This window comes from Streptococcus oralis (genome assembly GCF_006175905.1).
GTDB classification, from domain to species: Bacteria; Bacillota; Bacilli; order Lactobacillales; family Streptococcaceae; genus Streptococcus; species Streptococcus oralis_BG.
This window is the reverse complement of sequence record NZ_SSNB01000003.1, coordinates 41,588-61,960: the sequence shown is the minus strand read 5'-3', so window position 1 is coordinate 61,960 and position 20,373 is coordinate 41,588. Positions and strand designations below refer to the sequence as shown.

At 40.1% G+C, this 20,373-nt stretch carries 20 protein-coding genes and 1 pseudogene; 20 read left to right on the top strand and 1 reads right to left on the bottom strand.

Going from position 1 to position 20,373, the window contains the following annotated elements; translation table 11 throughout:
• The first annotated feature begins 122 nt into the window (after positions 1-122).
• The 6 genes from glgB (at position 123) to E7Y33_RS06075 (ending at position 7,813) form a co-directional block, all read left to right on the top strand.
• Positions 123-2,018 carry a 1,4-alpha-glucan branching protein GlgB gene (gene glgB, locus E7Y33_RS06100; RefSeq protein WP_139689961.1) on the top strand — a complete coding sequence of 632 codons (1,896 nt, stop codon included), beginning with the start codon at positions 123-125 and terminating at the stop codon, positions 2,016-2,018.
• A gap of 159 nt (positions 2,019-2,177) precedes the next feature.
• Positions 2,178-3,320, top strand: coding sequence for a glucose-1-phosphate adenylyltransferase (locus E7Y33_RS06095; protein ID WP_084921850.1), 1,143 nt, complete (start codon positions 2,178-2,180; stop codon positions 3,318-3,320).
• A complete protein-coding gene (gene glgD, locus E7Y33_RS06090) occupies positions 3,310-4,449 on the top strand; it encodes a glucose-1-phosphate adenylyltransferase subunit GlgD (protein ID WP_139689960.1) in 1,140 nt (379 codons plus the stop codon). Before E7Y33_RS06095 ends, glgD begins: the two co-directional genes overlap by 11 nt.
• Complete coding sequence (gene glgA, locus E7Y33_RS06085) at positions 4,446-5,879, top strand: glycogen synthase GlgA (RefSeq protein ID WP_139689959.1); 1,434 nt, start codon at positions 4,446-4,448, stop codon at positions 5,877-5,879. The genes glgD and glgA overlap by 4 nt, the downstream gene beginning before the upstream one ends.
• Before the next feature lie 164 nt (positions 5,880-6,043).
• Positions 6,044-6,688: a phosphoserine phosphatase SerB gene (serB, locus tag E7Y33_RS06080; RefSeq protein WP_139689958.1), complete on the top strand. Its 645-nt coding sequence runs from the start codon at positions 6,044-6,046 to the stop codon at positions 6,686-6,688.
• A 9-nt stretch (positions 6,689-6,697) separates the two neighbouring features.
• Positions 6,698-7,813 (top strand): glycerate kinase, encoded by a 1,116-nt coding sequence (locus E7Y33_RS06075; RefSeq protein WP_139689957.1) that lies wholly within the window; start codon positions 6,698-6,700, stop codon positions 7,811-7,813.
• On the opposite strand, the gene E7Y33_RS06070 is transcribed toward E7Y33_RS06075, so the two are convergent.
• The gene (locus tag E7Y33_RS06070; protein ID WP_139689956.1) at positions 7,810-8,256 is read right to left on the bottom strand and encodes a YueI family protein; all 447 of its coding nucleotides are present in this window, start codon (positions 8,254-8,256) and stop codon (positions 7,810-7,812) included. The two genes, E7Y33_RS06075 and E7Y33_RS06070, sit on opposite strands and share 4 nt — an antisense overlap.
• Before the next feature lie 162 nt (positions 8,257-8,418).
• On the opposite strand from E7Y33_RS06070, the gene eno reads away from it, so the two are divergent.
• The 14 genes and pseudogenes from eno to E7Y33_RS06000 all read left to right on the top strand — a co-directional run bounded on the left by eno (position 8,419) and on the right by E7Y33_RS06000 (position 20,308).
• Positions 8,419-9,723: a surface-displayed alpha-enolase gene (gene eno / locus E7Y33_RS06065; RefSeq protein WP_139689955.1), complete on the top strand. Its 1,305-nt coding sequence runs from the start codon at positions 8,419-8,421 to the stop codon at positions 9,721-9,723.
• A 173-nt stretch (positions 9,724-9,896) separates the two neighbouring features.
• Positions 9,897-10,391: a YkgJ family cysteine cluster protein gene (locus E7Y33_RS06060; RefSeq protein WP_070482622.1), complete on the top strand. Its 495-nt coding sequence runs from the start codon at positions 9,897-9,899 to the stop codon at positions 10,389-10,391.
• A gap of 198 nt (positions 10,392-10,589) precedes the next feature.
• Positions 10,590-11,426, top strand: coding sequence for an AraC family transcriptional regulator (locus E7Y33_RS06055; RefSeq protein WP_202612947.1), 837 nt, complete (start codon positions 10,590-10,592; stop codon positions 11,424-11,426).
• Between the two features lie 184 nt (positions 11,427-11,610).
• Positions 11,611-12,525 (top strand): peptidase, encoded by a 915-nt coding sequence (locus E7Y33_RS06050; RefSeq protein ID WP_139689953.1) that lies wholly within the window; start codon positions 11,611-11,613, stop codon positions 12,523-12,525.
• Positions 12,526-12,663: 138 nt separating this feature from the next.
• Positions 12,664-13,095 (top strand): annotated as a pseudogene (locus E7Y33_RS06045) (ClbS/DfsB family four-helix bundle protein); the annotation flags it as partial.
• Positions 13,096-13,378: 283 nt separating this feature from the next.
• Positions 13,379-13,882, top strand: coding sequence for a hypothetical protein (locus E7Y33_RS06040; RefSeq protein ID WP_139689952.1), 504 nt, complete (start codon positions 13,379-13,381; stop codon positions 13,880-13,882).
• Positions 13,883-13,968: 86 nt separating this feature from the next.
• Positions 13,969-14,583 carry a hypothetical protein gene (locus E7Y33_RS06035; protein ID WP_139689951.1) on the top strand — a complete coding sequence of 205 codons (615 nt, stop codon included), beginning with the start codon at positions 13,969-13,971 and terminating at the stop codon, positions 14,581-14,583.
• A gap of 35 nt (positions 14,584-14,618) precedes the next feature.
• A complete protein-coding gene (gene pynA, locus E7Y33_RS06030; RefSeq protein ID WP_139689950.1) occupies positions 14,619-15,311 on the top strand; it encodes a pyrimidine 5'-nucleotidase PynA in 693 nt (230 codons plus the stop codon).
• Positions 15,312-15,334: 23 nt separating this feature from the next.
• Positions 15,335-15,628 (top strand): hypothetical protein, encoded by a 294-nt coding sequence (locus E7Y33_RS06025; RefSeq protein ID WP_042768118.1) that lies wholly within the window; start codon positions 15,335-15,337, stop codon positions 15,626-15,628.
• Between the two features lie 122 nt (positions 15,629-15,750).
• Positions 15,751-16,506: a DUF4336 domain-containing protein gene (locus E7Y33_RS06020; protein WP_139689949.1), complete on the top strand. Its 756-nt coding sequence runs from the start codon at positions 15,751-15,753 to the stop codon at positions 16,504-16,506.
• Between the two features lie 11 nt (positions 16,507-16,517).
• A complete protein-coding gene (locus E7Y33_RS06015) occupies positions 16,518-17,171 on the top strand; it encodes a uracil-DNA glycosylase (protein ID WP_042902257.1) in 654 nt (217 codons plus the stop codon).
• Positions 17,172-17,180: 9 nt separating this feature from the next.
• Positions 17,181-17,645 (top strand): NUDIX hydrolase, encoded by a 465-nt coding sequence (locus E7Y33_RS06010; RefSeq protein WP_001135768.1) that lies wholly within the window; start codon positions 17,181-17,183, stop codon positions 17,643-17,645.
• 12 nt (positions 17,646-17,657) lie between these two features.
• Entirely contained in the window at positions 17,658-18,926 is a 1,269-nt protein-coding gene (locus tag E7Y33_RS06005; protein ID WP_139689948.1) for a dihydroorotase, read from the top strand.
• Between the two features lie 41 nt (positions 18,927-18,967).
• Positions 18,968-20,308 carry an MATE family efflux transporter gene (locus E7Y33_RS06000; protein WP_139689947.1) on the top strand — a complete coding sequence of 447 codons (1,341 nt, stop codon included), beginning with the start codon at positions 18,968-18,970 and terminating at the stop codon, positions 20,306-20,308.
• Positions 20,309-20,373 lie beyond the last annotated feature (65 nt).

The window sequence follows — 20,373 nt, the reverse complement described above, 5'->3', positions numbered from 1 at the left end:
CTAGGTAATTTTTTGAAGGCTTTCATAAAAAAATATGATTTCCTTCGTAAATTACTTGAAAGTTATCTTAAAAGAGTGTATAATAGAATTATAGAAAACGCTTACAAAAGAAAGGGGATTGAATGAATAATCAAGAAGCATTAAGAACCTTTACTACAGGTGAGAACTTTCACCTCCAGCATTATTTAGGAGCGCATAGAGAGGAGAAAAACGGAGAAATTGGCTATACCTTTAGGGTTTGGGCCCCGAATGCACAAGCAGTTCATCTAGTTGGTGATTTTACTAATTGGGTTGAGAATCAGATTCCCATGGTTCGTAATGAAGCAGGTGTTTGGGAAGTCTTTACGAGTCAAGCTCAGGAAGGTCAGATTTATAAATATCATATCACGCGTGCAAATGGTCACCAGATTATGAAGATTGACCCTTTGGCAGTTTATTTTGAAGCTAGACCGGGTACAGGAGCTGTTTTGACCAATATCCGTGAAAAGAAATGGAAAGATGGACTTTGGCTAGCACGTCGCAAACGTCTGGGATTTTTCGAGAGACCAGTTAATATATACGAGGCTCATGCAGGGTCTTGGAAGAGAAATCCAGATGGTAGTCCCTATACGTTTTCGCAACTGAAAGACGAGTTGATTCCATACTTAGTTGAGATGAACTATACACATATTGAGTTCATGCCTTTAATGGCTCACCCACTTGGATTGAGCTGGGGCTATCAACTTATGGGTTACTTTGCTTTTGAACATTCCTATGGTACACCTGAGGAATTCCAAGATTTCGTTGAAGAGTGTCATATAAATAACATTGGTGTTATCGTAGACTGGGTTCCAGGTCATTTCACCATTAATGATGATGCCTTGGCATATTATGACGGTACACCAACTTTTGAATACCAAGATCACAACAAGGCCCATAACTATGGTTGGGGTGCGCTGAATTTTGACCTCGGAAAAAATGAGGTCCAGTCTTTCTTGATTTCAAGTATTAAATTTTGGATTGATTTTTACCACTTAGATGGTATTCGGGTCGATGCAGTGAGCAATATGCTGTATCTAGATTATGATAATGCTCCTTGGACTCCAAACAAAGATGGTGGAAACCTTAACTACGAGGGTTATTATTTCCTTCAACGGTTAAACACAGTGATTAAGTTAGCTCATCCAGACATCATGATGATTGCAGAAGAAAGTTCATCAGCGACAAAGATTACTGGTATGAAAGAAATGGGTGGTCTTGGATTTGACTATAAATGGAATATGGGCTGGATGAACGACATTCTCCGTTTCTACGAGGAAGATCCGATTTATCGCAAGTATGACTTTAATCTTGTGACTTTCAGCTTTATGTATGTTTTCAATGAAAACTATCTCCTACCTTTCTCACACGATGAAGTTGTTCATGGCAAAAAGAGTATGATGCATAAGATGTGGGGAGATCGCTACAATCAGTTCGCTGGTCTGCGCAACCTCTACACCTATCAAATTTGTCATCCAGGTAAGAAACTCTTGTTCATGGGTAGTGAGTATGGGCAATTCCTAGAGTGGAAGTCTGAGGAGCAGTTGGAATGGTCTAATCTAGAAGATCCGATGAATGCCAAGATGAAGCATTTTACTTCTCAACTCAATCAATTCTATAAAGACCATCGCTGTCTTTGGGAAATTGATACTAGTTATAATGGTATCGAGATTATCGATGCTGATAATAGAGATCAGAGTGTCCTTTCCTTTATTCGTAAGGGCAAGAAGGACGAAATGTTAGTCTGTGTCTTTAACATGGCACCAGTTGAACGTAAGGACTTTACGATTGGTTTACCTGTTGCAGGTATTTACGAAGAAGTTTGGAATACAGAATTAGAAGAATGGGGAGGTGTGTGGAAAGAGCACAATCAAACAGTTCAGACTCAAGAAGGCTTATGGAAAGATTATGAGCAGACTTTGACCTTTACCTTGCCTGCCATGGGAGCAAGCATCTGGAAGATCAAGCGTCGTTTGAAACCAGCTAAGAAAAAAGAATAATGAGCTGTTGATTATAATTTTTTAGATTTTAAAAACGAATGTACTTGTATTGGACTTGAAACACAAGAGAAATGGATTTCCTATTATTTTTATAAAAAAGTTTGACTTCCGACCTTCTTTCGATTTTAACGTTCACATGTCTTTATAAAGGAGTAGAAAATGAAGAATGAAATGCTAGCTTTGATCCTTGCGGGTGGGCAAGGAACACGTCTCGGAAAACTCACTCAAAGCATTGCCAAACCGGCAGTGCAATTCGGTGGGCGCTACCGTATCATTGACTTTGCTCTTTCCAACTGTGCAAACTCTGGAATCCATAATGTTGGTGTGATTACGCAGTACCAACCTCTTGCTTTGAACAACCATATTGGAAATGGTTCGAGCTGGGGATTGGATGGTATCAATTCAGGTGTCTCTATTTTACAACCTTATTCAGCCAGCGAAGGAAACCGTTGGTTTGAAGGGACTAGTCACGCTATCTACCAAAACATTGGCTACATCGACAGTGTTAATCCTGAGTATGTTTTGATTCTTTCTGGTGACCACATCTACAAGATGGACTACGATGATATGCTTCAGTCCCATAAGGATAACAATGCCAGTTTGACAGTAGCTGTCCTAGACGTACCTCTCAAAGAAGCTAGCCGTTTCGGTATCATGAATACAGATGCCAATAACCGTATCGTTGAATTCGAAGAAAAACCTGCGCAACCTAAGTCTACAAAGGCTTCTATGGGGATTTATATTTTTGACTGGAAACGACTTCGCAATATGCTTGTTGCTGCTGAAAAGAGCAATGTGGATATGTCAGACTTTGGTAAGAACGTTATCCCTAACTATCTCGAGTCTGGTGAAAGTGTCTATGCTTATGAATTTAATGGCTACTGGAAAGACGTTGGTACGATTGAGTCACTTTGGGAAGCTAATATGGAGTACATTTCACCAGAAAACGCCTTGGATAGTCGCAATCGTCAGTGGAAAATTTACTCTAGAAACTTGATTTCACCACCAAACTACTTTGGTGCGCATGCACACGTTGAAGATTCATTGGTCGTGGATGGCTGTTTTGTAGATGGAACTGTTAAACGTTCGATTCTTTCAACAGAAGCACAAGTACGTGAAGGTGCTGAGGTCGTTGATTCTGTCATCATGAGTGGAGCTATTATTGGCCATGGCGCAAAGATTACTCGTGCTATTATTGGTGAGGGTGCCATTATTGCAGACGGCGTAGAGATTGACGGAACGGACGAAGTACAAGTAGTAGGATACAATGAAGTAGTGGGGGTAGCAACAGATGAAGATTGATAAATATTCAGCCATTTTAGGAAACACAGTTGGTTTTCATGACATGTCAACATTAACAGAACACCGTCCGGTAGCTAGCTTGCCTTTCGGTGGGAAATACCGTTTGATTGACTTCCCTCTTTCCAGTCTTGCAAATGCAGGTGTTCGTAGTATCTTTGGTATTTTCCAACAAGACAATATCAGCTCAGTATTCGACCATATCCGTTCAGGTCGTGAGTGGGGCTTGTCAACCCTTCTAAGTCACTACTATCTAGGAATTTACAATACTCGTGTTGAAAGCAGTACAGTTGGAAAAGAGTATTACCAACAGCTTCTTACCTACTTGAGACGTTCAGGTTCAAACCAAACCGTTTCGATTAACTGCGATGTGCTGGTGAATATTGACTTGAATCAAGTCTTCCACCTACACAATACAACAAAAGGTCCGATTACAGTTGTATATAAGAAACTTCCAAAGAAAGACATTTCAGATGTGAATGCTATCTTGAAAATTGATGAAACAGACCATGTGCGTTCGCACAAACTCTTTGATAACAAATCTACGGATGAACTCTTCAACATGTCTACAGATATCTTTGTTGTGGATACTCCTTGGTTGATTGAACGACTTGAAGAAGAGGCTCAGAAAGAATATCCTGAAAAGTTGCGCTATGTTCTCCGCGATTTGGCTGTAAAAGAAGGAGCTTTTGCTTACGAATACACAGGATACTTGGCAAACATTCACTCTGTTCAATCCTATTATCAAGCAAATATTGATATGCTTGAATCTAAAAAGTTCTACTCACTTTTCTCACCAAATCAAAAGATTTATACAAAAGTTAAAAATGAAGAACCAACCTACTATGCGAATACTTCAAAAGTAAGTACTTCTCAGTTTGCTTCTGGTAGTATCATTGAGGGTGAAGTAGTTCAGTCAGTCCTATCTCGTAACATTTATGTTCACAAAGATAGTGTGGTGAAGGACAGCATTTTATTCCCTCGAGTTGTGATTGGTCAAGGTGCCCAAGTTGAATATGCCATTCTAGACAAGGGAGTTGAGGTTGCGGACGGTGTTGTCATTCGAGGCACAGCAGAACATCCAGTTGTAGTGAAGAAGGGTGAAACAGTAACAGAGGACATTTATTCATGAAAATTTTATTTGTAGCGGCAGAAGGAGCACCCTTTTCAAAAACAGGTGGTTTGGGCGATGTCATTGGCGCACTTCCCAAATCACTTGTAAAAGCGGGGCACGAAGTTGCAGTTTTCTTGCCTTATTATGATATGGTAGAAGCTAAGTTCGGTGACCAGATCGAGGATGTTCTCCACTTTGAAGTTAGTGTAGGATGGCGTAGACAGTACTGTGGTATTAAGAAAACGGTCTTGAATGGGGTTACTTTCTACTTCATTGATAATCAATATTATTTCTTCCGTGGCCATGTGTACGGTGATTTTGACGACGGTGAACGCTTCGCCTTTTTCCAACTGGCTGCTCTTGAAGCCATGGAACGCATCGGCTTTATCCCTGACCTTCTCCATGTTCATGATTACCACACAGCCATGATTCCCTTCTTGTTAAAAGAAAAGTACCATTGGATTCAGGCATATCAAGGGATCAGAACCGTTTTAACCATTCACAATTTGGAATTCCAAGGTCAATTTTCTGAAGGAATGTTGTGGGATTTGTTCGGTGTGGGATTTGAACGCTATGCTGATGGGACCCTTCGCTGGAATGATTGTCTCAACTGGATGAAAGCGGGGATTCTCTACGCAGATCGTGTCACAACCGTTTCCCCTAGCTATGCACATGAGATTATGACCAGTCAGTTCGGTTGTGGTTTGGATCAGATTCTTCGCATGGAGTCAGGTAAGGTTTCAGGTATTGTCAATGGTATTGACGCAGATCTCTATAATCCTCAAACAGACCCACTTTTAGACTATCATTTTGATAAGGAAGATTTGTCTGGAAAAGCGCAAAACAAAGCAAAATTACAAGAGAGAGTTGGTCTACCTGTGCGAGCAGATGTTCCTCTAGTTGGGATTGTCTCTCGTTTGACACGCCAAAAAGGCTTTGATGTTGTCGTAGAAAGTTTGCACCGTTTCTTACAGGAGGATGTTCAAATAGTCCTTTTAGGAACAGGTGACCCAGCTTTTGAACATTCCTTCTCTTGGTTTGCTCAAGTCTATCCTGACAAGCTATCAGCAAATATCACTTTTGACGTCAAACTTGCTCAAGAGATCTACGCAGCTTGTGACCTCTTCCTCATGCCAAGTCGTTTTGAACCATGTGGTTTGTCTCAAATGATGGCGATGCGCTACGGAACTCTACCATTGGTTCATGAGGTTGGCGGACTAAGAGATACAGTTCAATCCTTCAATCCAGTTGAAGGAACTGGTACTGGATTTAGCTTCGATAATTTAACACCATACTGGCTTAACTGGAGTTTCCAAACAGCCTTGGATGTTTATAAGTACCAGCCGGACGTTTGGAGAAATCTACAAAAACAAGCTATGGAATGCGATTTCTCATGGGATACAGCCTGCAAATCTTACCTGGACTTGTACCATAGTTTAGTCAACTAATAGATAAAATCGTATGATAACTTCATACGATTTTTGGGCTATTTATACTCTTCGAAAATCAAATTCAAACCGCGTCAACGTCGCCTTGTCGTACTCAAGTACAGCCTACGGCTAGTTTCCTAGTTTGCTCTTTGATTTTCATTGAGTATTAGAGAGGAGAACTGATGTCTCAAGTAAAAGGCTTGTGTGTCATGGATGTTGATGGAACCTTAATCCTAGAAGAAGTGATTGATCTTTTAGGAAGAGAAGCAGGTTGTGAAGCAGAAATTTCAGAGATTACGTATCAAGCAATGCGAGGAAATCTAGACTTTGAAAGGAGTTTGCGAGAGAGAGTCGCTTTGTTAAAAGGTCTTCCAGTTTCGGTCTTTGATACTGTCTTCAAATCCATTCATCTGTCCAAGAATGCTCAAGAATTTATCTCCATACTTCAAAAAAATGGCATTCTAGTCGGTCTAGTGTCTGGTGGATTTGCACCAATAGTTGAGAGACTTGCAAAGTACCTAGGTATTTCCTATTTCTACGCCAACGAGTTAGAAGTCAAAGACGGCTTTTTAACAGGGCAACTAGTTGGTGAAATTGTAACAGCACAAGTGAAAAAAGCTACTCTTGAGAAATGGAGAATGGAATTAGAAATTCCCAGAGAAAGAACGATTGCCATCGGTGATGGGGCAAATGACCTCTTGATGTTAAAGTCAGCAGGAATCAGTATAGCCTTTTGTGCCAAAGAAATCGTAAAAGTTGAGATAGCTTGTCATGTAGATACGAGGGATCTTTTAGAAGTTCTCCCTTTGATCGATTTCTTAGAATGAGAGGGAACTATGAAAATTGTAATCGCACCCGATTCTTTTAAAGAAAGTTTGACGGCAGAAGAGGTCGCTCAAGCTATGAAAAGAGGATTCCAAAAATCGATAGCAGATGTAGAATGTCTGCTTTGCCCTGTAGGTGATGGTGGGGAAGGAACTGTAGACGCTATCCGACATTCTTTTGAACTAGAAGAAAAATGGTTCCAAGTGACAGGACCTTTTGGCCTAAAAGAATCAATGCGCTACTTTCAAAAAGCCCAAATAGCGCTCTTTGAAGTTGCTGACTTGGTTGGTTTAGGAAAGATTCCTCAGGAGAAACGAAACCCTCTCCACATCCAAACCAGAGGTATCGGAGAGTTGATTCGCCATCTCGTTGATCAAGGGATGAAAGAAATCTATATCGGAGTTGGTGGTACGGCTAGTAATGACGGTGGAATAGGCATCGCTGCTGGTTTAGGTTATCGTTTTTATGATAAGAATGGAAAAGAATTGCCAGTTTGCGGTCAGACTTTGCTTGAGTTCGAGTTAGTTTCAAATAGCAAGTTGTATAGGATTCCTGAAGATGTAAAAATTCGCATTTTAGCAGATGTCGTGAGCCCTTTATGTGGTCTTCAAGGAGCGACCTATACATTTGGAAAACAAAAGGGCTTGGATCCTGCTTTGTTTGAGACAGTAGATTTGGCTATACAGCGGTTCTATGAAAAATTTTCACCATCAACCCTCTCTCTTAAAGGAGCAGGAGCCGGCGGTGGGATTGCGGCTGGGCTCTGTGCCTTTGCTGAGGCCACTATCGTATCTGGGATTGACACTTGCTTAGATTTGATTGACTTTGACAAGAAGGTTGCAGGGACCGACTTGGTTATCGTTGGAGAAGGCAGACTGGACAGTCAAAGCTTTGTTGGAAAAGCTCCTATTGGTGTAGCAAAAAGAACTCCTGAAGGAGTTCCAGTTATCGCTATTTGTGGTAGTCTTTCCGAGGATTTACCTTCCCTACCATTCGAAAATATACAAGCAGCCTTTTCTATTTTAGAAAAAAGTGAACCTTTGGAAGACAGTCTGAAAAATGCAAGTCTCTATTTGGAGCACACATCTACTAATATTGGTCGTTTATTAAATATGAGAAATCATTAACCAAACCATTTTTTCCAGATGGATTTTTTAGGTGGCTCTGCCTTTTTCTCTTCCCAGAGGCTTGAGAATGCAAGTCTAAGGTCCTTTTCGTCTACTTGAACAGGTTCATTTGTATGAATGACAAGACCAAAAGGAGAGGTGATATGATCATCTGAAACAATAGTCGCCTGACAGTTGCTTTCCTTTGCTTGTCTTAAGTAAAAGACCTGTTTGTCAAACTCGATATTTGGTGAGATCTTCACAAAAAGTGCCTCAACCTTTTCTTGAAAACTTTCTAAAATAGAGAAAAATCCATGTTCTAATTCAGGACTATTGGCAGTATTAATATCAGCGTAGCCAAGAACTCTTTCCTCAAAAGTGCCGAGATAGCGGCGTTGTTCGTCAGGGTTTAATTTCGGCCCACCATGAGCTTTTTCTAGTAGTTGTTTTGATAAATCTGTCATAAAAACAGTATATCACAAAAATCGCAAGAAAACAGACAAAAGAAAGCGATTACTTTATAAAGTTAAGGAAAATTTGCACAAAGATAACGTTTTTTCTTGAAAAACGCTTATTTTTAAGGTATCATAGAGGTGTAAAAAATTTAACTCAAAGGAGAGTAAAAAATGTCAATTATTACTGATGTTTACGCTCGCGAAGTCCTAGACTCACGTGGTAACCCAACACTTGAAGTAGAAGTTTATACTGAATCAGGTGCTTTCGGACGTGGTATGGTTCCATCAGGAGCTTCTACTGGTGAACACGAAGCAGTTGAACTTCGCGACGGTGACAAATCTCGTTACGGTGGTCTTGGTACACAAAAAGCTGTTGACAACGTAAACAACATCATTGCTGAAGCAATTATCGGCTACGATGTACGTCAACAACAAGCTATCGACCGTGCTATGATCGCTCTTGACGGTACTCCTAACAAAGGTAAATTGGGTGCGAACGCCATCCTTGGTGTGTCAATCGCTGTAGCTCGCGCTGCTGCTGACTACCTTGAAATCCCACTTTACAGCTACCTTGGTGGATTCAACACTAAAGTTCTTCCAACTCCAATGATGAACATCATCAACGGTGGTTCTCACTCTGACGCTCCAATCGCTTTCCAAGAATTCATGATCGTACCTGCTGGTGCACCAACATTCAAAGAAGCTCTTCGTTGGGGTGCTGAAATCTTCCACGCTCTTAAGAAAATCCTTAAATCTCGTGGTTTGGAAACAGCCGTAGGTGACGAAGGTGGATTCGCTCCTCGTTTTGAAGGAACTGAAGACGGTGTTGAAACTATCCTTGCTGCGATCGAAGCTGCTGGATATGTTTCTGGTAAAGACGTATTTATCGGATTTGACTGTGCTTCATCAGAATTCTACGATAAAGAACGTAAAGTTTACGACTACACTAAATTCGAAGGTGAAGGCGCTGCTGTACGTACTGCTGCAGAACAAATCGACTACCTTGAAGAATTGGTAAACAAATACCCAATCATCACTATCGAAGATGGTATGGATGAAAACGACTGGGATGGATGGAAAGCTCTTACTGAACGCCTTGGTGGTAAAGTTCAATTGGTTGGTGACGACTTCTTCGTAACAAACACTTCTTACCTTGAAAAAGGTATTGCTGAAGGTGCTGCTAACTCAATCCTTATCAAAGTTAACCAAATCGGTACTCTTACTGAAACATTCGACGCTATCGAAATGGCGAAAGAAGCTGGTTACACTGCTGTTGTATCACACCGTTCAGGTGAAACTGAAGATTCAACAATCGCTGACATCGCAGTTGCAACTAACGCAGGACAAATCAAGACTGGTTCACTTTCACGTACAGACCGTATCGCTAAATACAACCAATTGCTTCGTATCGAAGACCAACTTGGTGAAGTAGCTGAATACCGTGGATTGAAATCATTCTACAACCTTAAAAAATAAAATAGTTCAGTGAACTATTTTGTCCCGAACCTTGAAACTCAAAAGTTCGGCCGTTGATTTAACAAGGTTTGAAGCCCCTCGGATTTTATCCGAAGGGCTTTTTATTGCAATACTCAAAAATAAAAAATAACTTATGGTATAATAGACAAAAACAGTTGTATTAGAAAGAAACTATGTCTAAAGAAATTGATATCGAGTATTACCATCAGCTAGCCTTGCAAAAGCAAAAGGAGCACCGTAAAATTTTAGCCAATTTAAAGAAAAAACCACCAAAAAATCTAGACAAGATTGCCCAGCAGATTCACCAAGAAGTCTTTGCTGAGATTGATTGCACCGCCTGCGCTAACTGTTGCAAGACTTTGGGGCCTGACTTTAAGGAAGCCGATATTACCCGTATTGCTAAGTACTTTAAGATGAAATTACCAGCTTTTGAAGCGGAGTTTTTGCAGGTAGATGAAGATGGGGACAAGGTTTTCAAATCCATGCCCTGCCCCTTTCTAGGAGGAGATAATCTCTGCTCTATCTATGATGTTCGTCCCAAGGCCTGTCGCGAGTTCCCCCATACAGATCGCAAGAAGATTCATCAGATTAATCATCTGACAATCAAAAATACCTTGACCTGCCCTGCAGCCTATCTCTTTGTCGAAAAATTAAAGGATAAGTTATAGATTTTATACTTTTAAATCTTGTACAAAAATTCTAGGGTAGAGGTATCTTGTATTTGTTAGAATATAGATAGAATTGAACACGGCCTAAAGCTGTGTGAAAAAGATGAAATTTTCTCGGAGCAGGAGCCCCTCCGTCAATTTTCCAATTTTAACTTTGTTTTTAACGGCCTTAGTATCTTTTATGAGGTGAAAAAGAATATGATGTATCAATTCAATCAAACCATGGATTATTTGGAGCAGCAACTGACTGGAGAAGTGGATATGAAAAGATTTCAGCAGTTATCGGGCTATTCTTATCCTCTCTTTAGCAGGCTATTTTCTATCCTGGCAGATATGACATTAGCAGAATACTTGCGCAATCGCAGGTTGTCAGAGGCTGTGATGGACTTGCGGGAAAGCTCTGAGAAAGTCATTGATATAGCACTGAAATACGGCTATGAGTCTGCCGATGCCTTCAGCGCAGCCTTCAAGAAATTTCATGGTGCGACCCCCTCAGAAGTTCGAAATGGAAAACCTTATCGGGTCTTTCCTAGACTTCAATTATCCTTAAAGATTACAGGAGGAAAGAACATGGATATCAAGATTCAAAAGAAGCCTGCATTTACCGTTGCAGGTGTCCTATTGGAAGCTATTGACAATAGCAAATGCCCGTCTGCTTGGGAGAATCTCTATAACAATCATAGCTTGGAAAGCCTAGAGAGTCTAGGAAGTGGCCAATCCTTCGGCATCTGTTCGGATGTCAAAGAAGGTGAAATCATCAACTATATGGCTGCTTATGATGTGACGGATAAAGCTAAAGCAGAAGAATTGGGTTTGTCAATCAAAGACATCTCTGAAGCTGAATATGCTATCGTACCAGTCAAAGGTCCTATACCAGCTAGCATTCACAATGCTTGGAAATATGTCTTGGAGGTCTTTTTCCCTGAAACAGGCTATCTCCACTCAGGAGCGCCAGACTTTGAAGTCTATACTGAAGGAGACATGTCGTCACCAGACTATCAAATGGAACTCTGGATACCAGTGATTAAGAACTAGAACATTTTCTGACTTTTTATAAAGATGCAAATCGAACTCTGTAGAAAGAGCCTCTACAGAGTTTTTTTATTGTGGAAATTCATGTCTATAAATCAAACATACTATAATTTTTGTTTAGATATTATGGGGCGTGAGAATAGTTTTCTCGGTATAATAGTCCCATAGAAGATAAGGAGGCAGGAATATGCAGATGTATTTTGGAGATGTGTCACTTTGCTATAGTTATTCATTGGCAATGGCACTGGATGGCAATGGTTATGACTTTAAAGCAGAGTTTTTAGAGGCAATCATGGCGATGGGAAATGGCGCTAGTATCGTAAAGGAAGATGACCAGCACCCTCTAGTATTCTTTGATAACGGAATGCCAGATCTTTCTATCTCTCATTCCTTAAAAATACTTGGGTTTGACTATGAAGACTTCTATCTAAAAGATGAAGCAGAAGTAGATTCGGAAGAGATTAAAGGAAAGTTGGAAACGTTTCTGTCCAATGGACCAGTCGTACTGGGTCCTCTTGATATGGGTCACTTGACTTACAATCCAAATCACACAATGCTTTATGCTGTAGATCACTTTGTAACAGTGTATGCTGTTGATGGTCAGTATCTCTATTTGCATGATCCAGCTGGTTTTGCCTGTATGAAGGTTGCTTTTAATGACATTTTAGAAGCTTGGAAGGCGGAAGCTATTGACTATAAGCGTGGAGCATACTCCATGTGGGGAAATTTTAGGAAGGTCAAGAGTCCTAGTCAAACTCAAATCTATCAAGAAACGGCGAGGATTATGAGGACCAGATATCTGGATGGACAAAGTAATGTCTTGGAATGTTATGCAAAAGCAATTGCTGAAAACGGCTTAAATACGGAGCAAAAGCAATTGCATCAGTATTTCAGCTTTAAACTTGCTGCTGTTCGAAATCTCTATCTCAGTCGATTTTTAAAAGACCATGATCCCGAAGGGGCAAGATTAAAAGAAGAATTGGCTTCTTTATTTGGTCAAGCCCACCTTTCGTGTTTAAAAGAAGATTACCAAGAACTAGCCCACTTGCTCTATCAGATAGCTGAAGTGGATGGTCGCTTTAGAGATTTATATGTAAAGTAACAGGCCTAGAGATGACTCTAAGCATTAAAAATAGGTAGTAAAAGTAGTTTTTCGTAAAATGAAGGACTGCTTTTTGATTATGGTATAATGAAGTAAGAAAATAGCTTATTCTACTTAAAAATGAAGGGAGAACGCCTTGATTTTTCAAAAGACCAAAAGAAAAAAGAAGCTCACTGGAATAGAGATAAAAATCTACGGGATGTCCTGATCCATCTCTATGAATGGCATCAGTTACTTTTGAATTGGGTAGATTCTAATCAAAAGGGTCATGAAAGACCTTTTCTCCCCGAACCTTATAATTGGAAAACTTATGGAGAAATGAATGTCGCTTTTTGGAAGAAGCACCAGAGAACTTCCTTAGAAGAAGCCACCAAACTCCTCGAGCAATCGCATAGAGAGGTGTTAGAGTTGCTGGAAGACTTTAGCAATGACGAACTCTTTAACAAAGGTGTCTATAAGTGGACAGGAGGGACAAGTTTAGGTTCCTACTTTGTCAGTAGCACATCCAGTCACTATGATTGGGCTATGAAAAAACTCAAAGCTCATCAGAAAAATTGCAAGAGCAGCTAGTTGAAGTGCTAATGAAATTTAGAAAAGGTTCTTCTAAGCTTCGAATAGCTTCATTCTCGTGATTTTTGAACAATTCTAGCTTTAGAATCCTTCAAAAATTAAAATTTAAGGCTGTCATGGACTTAGAATAGTGCTAAAACATTTATATCAATGTAATTCTAAGTTTAGAATTACATTGATATTAAAGGTATTGGGCTGTTCGATTCTTAGAACGCCTTTATTCTGTGAAATGTTGACTAGAAACTGGTTTGAATGTTTTTTTCTGATATAGGATGATAGATAGATGGGTGAGATGATGAACATACAAAAAGTGAAAGTTAGAAAAAAGTTGGTGTCCCTTTGTTTGGGAGAGTTCACAGCCGTCCTATCCTTTTGGTTTTGCTTTTTCCTTTTGAAAAATCGGCTTGCTGATTGGAATAGTCTAGTAACTGTTCTCTATCCTTTGTCTTTACTGACATTTATTTTGCTTCAAGGTTCAATCTATTGGGCGATTTTGATTAGAAGGCTGTCGAAACCTCAGTTCGGAAGCGGAACTGTCCCCAAACTTTATGGTGGTCTCAGGATACTAGACCTTGTTTTACTTATTTCAGGCTTTCCTTTTATTTTCTGGAATATACAGAGTTTCCAAGTGGCTATCTTAGCCATGCTAATACAGCTTTTTGCCCTTATTGAATGGGTTAATTATTTCCTTGTACGCCTATCTTATAGTTTGAACCCACTTGTTTTATGGAAACGAATTACCAAGAGAAAACTTGAAAAGAGCAGAATAGCCAAGGAGTTGAGGTAGGGGGAATGAGGAGGTTACCCATTCGTTTTGTAATATGCTATAATAAATCTATCATTTTTTTAATAACTACTTTAAGAGAGATAAGTATGCAAATTAACTATAATAGAAGACAGAAATCAGATATTGTTATTTCTAAACCGTCAGCCAGCGAAGTAGGAAAATACTTGAAATCGTGGAAAAATCTTAAAAATTATAAGTTGCAAGAAGATGCTTTAGATAAATTATTTTTTGAGCTATTGCCAAGCAACGAAGAAATTTCTGACATCTTATTAAAGGTTGCTACGTTGAATGATTTTTACAGCACAAATATTTTTTCAGTTTATCCAGTTGCAGAACATATACTGAGTCTTAAAATCGACGAGAGGTTGAGACAAGGTGATGTAACTTTAGTCAATGAAATTCAAAATGTTACGATCAATGGTGTAACTAGAAAGTTTTATTCTTTTTCTACTAAATACTGTTCCCATCACAATCCTAAAGAATACCCTATTTATGATAGCTACGTAGAAAAGGTATTGAAATACTTTAGAAAAACAGATAAATTTTCTAAATTTAAGAATGCAGACCTAAAAGATTATCAAAAATTTAAAAATATAATTATTGCTTTTAGAGAATACTACGGATTAGAAGAATTTAATCTTAAAGAGATTGATCAGTATTTATGGCAGTTGGGAAAAGAATATTTACCTAATAAATACTAGTAACTTGTTCTCACTTAGAAAGGAAAACTCTCAAATTGTCCTACAAATTTCTACTCTTCGACCTCGACCACACCTTGCTTGATTTTGATGCTGCTGAGGATGTGGCTTTGACGCAACTTCTAAAGGAAGAAGGAGTTGCGGATATTCAAGTCTATAAAGACCATTATGTTCCTATGAACAAGGCTCTCTGGAAGGACTTGGAGCAAAAGAAAATCAGCAAACAAGAACTGATTAACACGCGCTTTTCTCGTTTATTTGCCCATTTTGGACAGGAAAAAGACGGGACTTTACTTGCCCAGCGTTACCAGTTTTATCTCGCACAGCAGGGACAAACTCTTTCGGGAGCTCATGAACTTTTGGACAATCTTATTGAACGTGATTACGAGCTGTACGCGGCGACAAATGGCATTACTGCCATTCAGACGGGTCGTCTGGCTCAATCAGGTCTGGCTCCCTATTTCAACCAAGTCTTTATCTCTGAACAGTTGCAAACACAAAAACCTGATGCACTATTCTATGAAAAAATCGGTCAGCAGATTGCAGGATTTAGCAAAGAAAAGACGCTGATGATTGGAGATTCCCTAACTGCTGATATTCAAGGTGGTAATAATGCTGGAATTGACACTATCTGGTACAACCCTCATCGCCTTGAAAATCACACACAAGCTCAGCCAACTTATGAAGTCCATTCTTACCAGGACTTGCTGGATTGTTTGGATACTATGTAGTGCTTTTCCTAAGAGGGGATGATATGGAAACTAAAGTCATTGAAGAGATTGATAACTTACTAAATCTCATCGAGCAGTATCAGTTAAAAGGTGTGGTTGCTCAAGTAAATACGTTAAAAGAGTTAAAGTATATCATAAGCAATCATATAGAGTTAAGTACTCGAGAGAAGATGAATATCCACTATTCACTCTTTCTCCCTAGGGGTGGTTTATCTGAACTCTACTATATGGACGCTAATCTTGAACGGATGATGTCTGTAAATAATCAACTTTCCTATGCTATTGATACAATCGAAAAGTTTCTAATAGCTGATTGATACTGTAAATACTAATGTCCAATACTAGGATGAATAACAGTATATATAAGAACTGTAAAAAGTGGTTTAGATAGCCACTTTTTGCTATAATAGAGGCAGTAAAAATGAAGGAATAGTAAACGATGTCAAGACCAGAACTTTCTCTTTATGAACCATTGTATACACTAAAGGAAGTTGATCAGAATATCTGGATAGTAGATGGTGATTTGATTCAAATGGACATGAAGATCTTCAACCTTCCTTTTCAGACACGTATGACGGTGATTAAGTTAAATGATGGCAAACTTTGGATTCACTCTCCGATTGCGCCAAATGAGAAACTGTTTACTGAACTGGACGCTTTGGGCAGAGTCGCTTACCTGATTTCACCAAATAAGATTCACTACGCCTATATTGAAGATTGGAAAAAAAGATATCCTTATGCACAAGCATGGTCTAGTCCAGGAGTTGAAGAGAGAGCAAAAAGTCAGAATGTCATGGTGGAATTTGATGCTCCTTTAACAGATAAGGCACCTGACTTATGGTCTGATGAGATTGATCAACTTATTTTTAAGGGAAGTTCTGTGATTGAAGAAGTGGTGTTTTTTCATGAATCAACTAAAACACTCATTGTAACGGACCTTATAGAGAATTTTGAACCAGAAAAGATAGCTAGTCCAATCCGAAGAAAAGTTTATCGTTTAGCTCGTGTAACAGCCCCTGATGGGCAAACTCCTATCGATTATAGGATGACTTTTTTTAGAAGACAAATAGAGGCAAAGGTTTCCTTTTCCCGTATGTTAAACTGGAAACCGGATAAGATCATTCTTGCACATGGTTTATGCTTTTTTAAAAATGGTACGGATGAATTAAGACGTGCTTTTAGATGGATACGATAAAGGAGAGAAAGATGCAACATTCGTCTTGGCATGCTTTGATTAAGGAGCAATTACCTGAGGGCTATTTTGGGAAAATCAATCAATTTATGGAACAGGTCTATGCTCAGGGAACTGTTTATCCACCTAAGGAAAAAGTTTTTCAGGCTCTCTTGACTACACCACTTGAAGAAGTGAAGGTGGTGATTCTAGGGCAAGACCCCTATCACGGGCCAGGTCAAGCGCAGGGTTTGAGTTTTTCTGTACCTGACTCAATCCCAGCTCCGCCGTCCTTGCAAAACATTTTAAAAGAATTGTCAGATGATATCGGCGTTAAGAAATCACATGATTTGACGTCTTGGGCTGAGCAGGGAGTCTTACTTCTCAATGCTTGCTTGACGGTTCCTGCTGGGCAGGCCAATGGTCATGCTGGGCAGATATGGGAGCCATTTACAGATGCTGTGATTCAGGTGGTCAATAATCTAGATAGACCAGTAGTCTTTGTGCTCTGGGGCGCTTATGCACGCAAGAAGAAGGTCTTGGTTACCAATCCTCACCACTTAATTATCGAATCAGCCCATCCTAGTCCTTTATCGGTTTATAGAGGATTTTGGGGTTCCAAGCCTTTTTCCAAGGCCAATGCATTCTTAACAGAGATAGGACAAGAGCCAATCGATTGGCTTAGATAAGGAGAGAATATGCCTCAGTTAGCGACGATTTGCTACATTGATAACGGAAAAGAACTGCTCATGCTCCATCGCAATAAGAAGCCCAATGATGTCCACGAAGGTAAATGGATTGGTGTTGGTGGGAAGCTAGAGCGAGGTGAGACTCCTCAAGAATGCGCTGCGCGTGAAATCCTCGAAGAGACAGGTCTCAAAGCCAAGCCAGTACTTAAAGGTGTTATCACTTTTCCTGAATTTACGCCAGATTTAGACTGGTACACCTATGTTTTTAAGGTGACAGAGTTTGAGGGTGACTTGATTGACTGCAATGAGGGGACGCTGGAATGGGTTCCCTATGACGAGGTTTTGAGCAAGCCAACTTGGGAAGGTGACCACACCTTTGTTGAGTGGCTTTTAGAGGACAAACCCTTCTTTTCAGCCAAGTTTGTTTATGATGGGGATAAATTATTGGATACCCAAGTCGATTTCTATGAATAAAGGAGAAAGCAGATGCTACTTATCAAAAATGGTCGTGTAATGGATCCCAAGTCTGGTTTGGATCAAGTGTGTGATGTTTTAGTGCAAGATGGGAAAATTGTCAAGATTGCTCCCGAAATCAAGGAAGAAGGAGCAGAGCTAATTGATGCTACTGGTCTTGTAGTTGCGCCTGGACTAGTGGATATTCATGTTCATTTCCGTGAACCTGGTCAAACCCACAAGGAGGACATCCATACTGGGGCACTAGCGGCTGCTGCAGGTGGTTTTACAACGGTTGTCATGATGGCTAATACTAGTCCAACCATTTCGGACGTAGAGACTTTGAAAGAAGTTCTCCAGTCTGCTGCCAAGGAAAAGATTAACGTCAAGACAGTTGCGACTATTACCAAGAACTTTAATGGCCAAGACTTGACAGACTTTAAGGCTCTTTTAGAAGCTGGAGCCGTTGGTTTTTCAGATGATGGAATTCCGCTTGAAAGTAGTAAAGTGGTTAAGGAAGCCATGGAAGAAGCCAAAAAACTCAATACTTTTATCAGCCTTCATGAGGAAGATCCCGGATTGAACGGCATTCTTGGGTTTAATGAAAACATTGCTAAAGAACATTTCCATATTTGTGGTGCGACAGGGGTGGCAGAATACGCCATGATTGCGCGTGATGTCATGATTGCCTACGCAACCAAGGCCCATGTTCACATCCAGCATTTGTCTAAGGAAGAAAGTGTCAAGGTAGTGGAATTCGCTCAAGGTTTGGGAGCGCAAGTCACAGCAGAAGTAGCGCCACAACATTTCTCTAAGACAGAAGCTCTTCTTTTAACTCAAGGAAGCAATGCCAAAATGAATCCTCCGTTACGTCTAGAGTCAGACCGTCGTGCTGTTATCGAAGGTCTCAAGTCAGGCGTTATCACCGTTATCGCAACGGACCACGCGCCTCACCATGCAGATGAGAAAAATGTCGAGGATATCACTAAAGCACCATCTGGTATGACAGGCTTGGAAACCTCTCTTTCTCTTGGTTTGACTTATTTGGTCGAAGCTGGTGAGCTAAGCTTGATGGAATTGCTTGAAAAAATGACCTACAACCCAGCCAAGCTTTACAACTTTGAAGCAGGTTATTTGGTTGAAAATGGTCCAGCGGATATCACTATCTTTAATGACAAGGCTGATCGTACTGTTGGTCCAGACTTTGCTTCGAAATCAGCCAATTCACCATTTATCGGTGAAACCTTAAAAGGGCAGATCAAATATACCATCTGCAAGGGACAAATAGTCTACCAAAACTAGATGGTACACTGCTCTATAAACTATAAGAATAGAGAGCACTTATGTACCCAACCCATCAATTTAAAGATAAGTTTGTCTTATTTCTTAAGATATTTTTCCCTATCCTGATTTATCAGTTTGCCAATTATTCTGCCTCTTTTGTCGATACAACCATGACGGGGCAGTACAATACTATGGACTTGGCTGGCGTTTCAACTGCAACGAGTCTATGGAATCCTTTCTTCACTTTTTTAACAGGGATTGTTTCGGCCATGGTTCCCATCATAGGCCATCATCTAGGACGAGGTAAAAAGGAAGAAGTGGCATTTGACTTTTACCAATTTATCTACTTGGCTTTCGGACTGTCTTTGGTCTTGCTTGGCATGGTAGTATTCTTAGCGCCGCCTGTCTTAAATCATATCGGACTAGAAGCTCAAGTAGCGGCGGTCGCAGTTTCCTATCTTTGGTACCTGTCTATTGGAATTATACCCTTGTTGCTTTTCAGTGTCATTCGGTCATTGTTAGATTCTCTTGGTTTGACCAAGCTATCTATGTACCTCATGCTTTTGTTACTTCCACTAAATAGTGGTTTTAACTATCTTTTGATTTATGGAGCCCTTGGTTTCCCTGAGCTTGGTGGTGCAGGAGCAGGGCTAGGAACTTCACTAGCCTATTGGGTTTTATTGGGGATTTCTCTTCTTGTTTTGTTCAAACAAGAAAGGTTAAAAGCGCTACATCTTGAAAAACGCATTCCACTCAATATAGATAAAATCAAGGAAGGCGTTCGATTAGGTCTACCAATCGGAGGAACCGTCTTTGCGGAAGTGGCTATTTTCTCCGTTGTGGGACTGATCATGGCTAAGTTTTCATCGCTCATCATCGCTAGTCACCAGTCAGCTATGAACTTTTCCAGTCTCATGTACGCTTTTCCCATGAGTATTTCCTCTGCTATGGCGATTGTTGTGTCTTACGAGGTTGGGGCTAAACGGTTTGAGGATGCAAAAACCTATGCTCGTCTGGGAAGAGTAACCGCCCTTATTTTTGCAGGTCTTACCCTATCTTTTCTCTACATTTTTAGAGATCGTGTAGCAAGTCTATATGGGAATGACTCTCACTTCATTGAAACAACTGCTGTATTTCTAACCTACAGTCTCTTTTTCCAGCTAGCTGATACCTTTGCGGCTCCGCTCCAAGGAATTTTAAGAGGGTATAAGGACACTATCGTTCCTTTCTATCTTGGTCTAATCGGATACTGGGGAGTAGCGATACCTCTAGGATATCTACTAGATCAAGTAACTGACTTAGGGGCATTTGCCTACTGGATTGGGTTAATTGCCAGCTTGATTGTTTCTGGTTGTTTGTATCAATGGCGTTTGAAAACCGTAATGAAAAGATTGAGCTAATTTTAAGAAAATATCCTGATAAACGACTTTGTGAAATAATGCTCTAACTAGAGAGAATCCCTGTT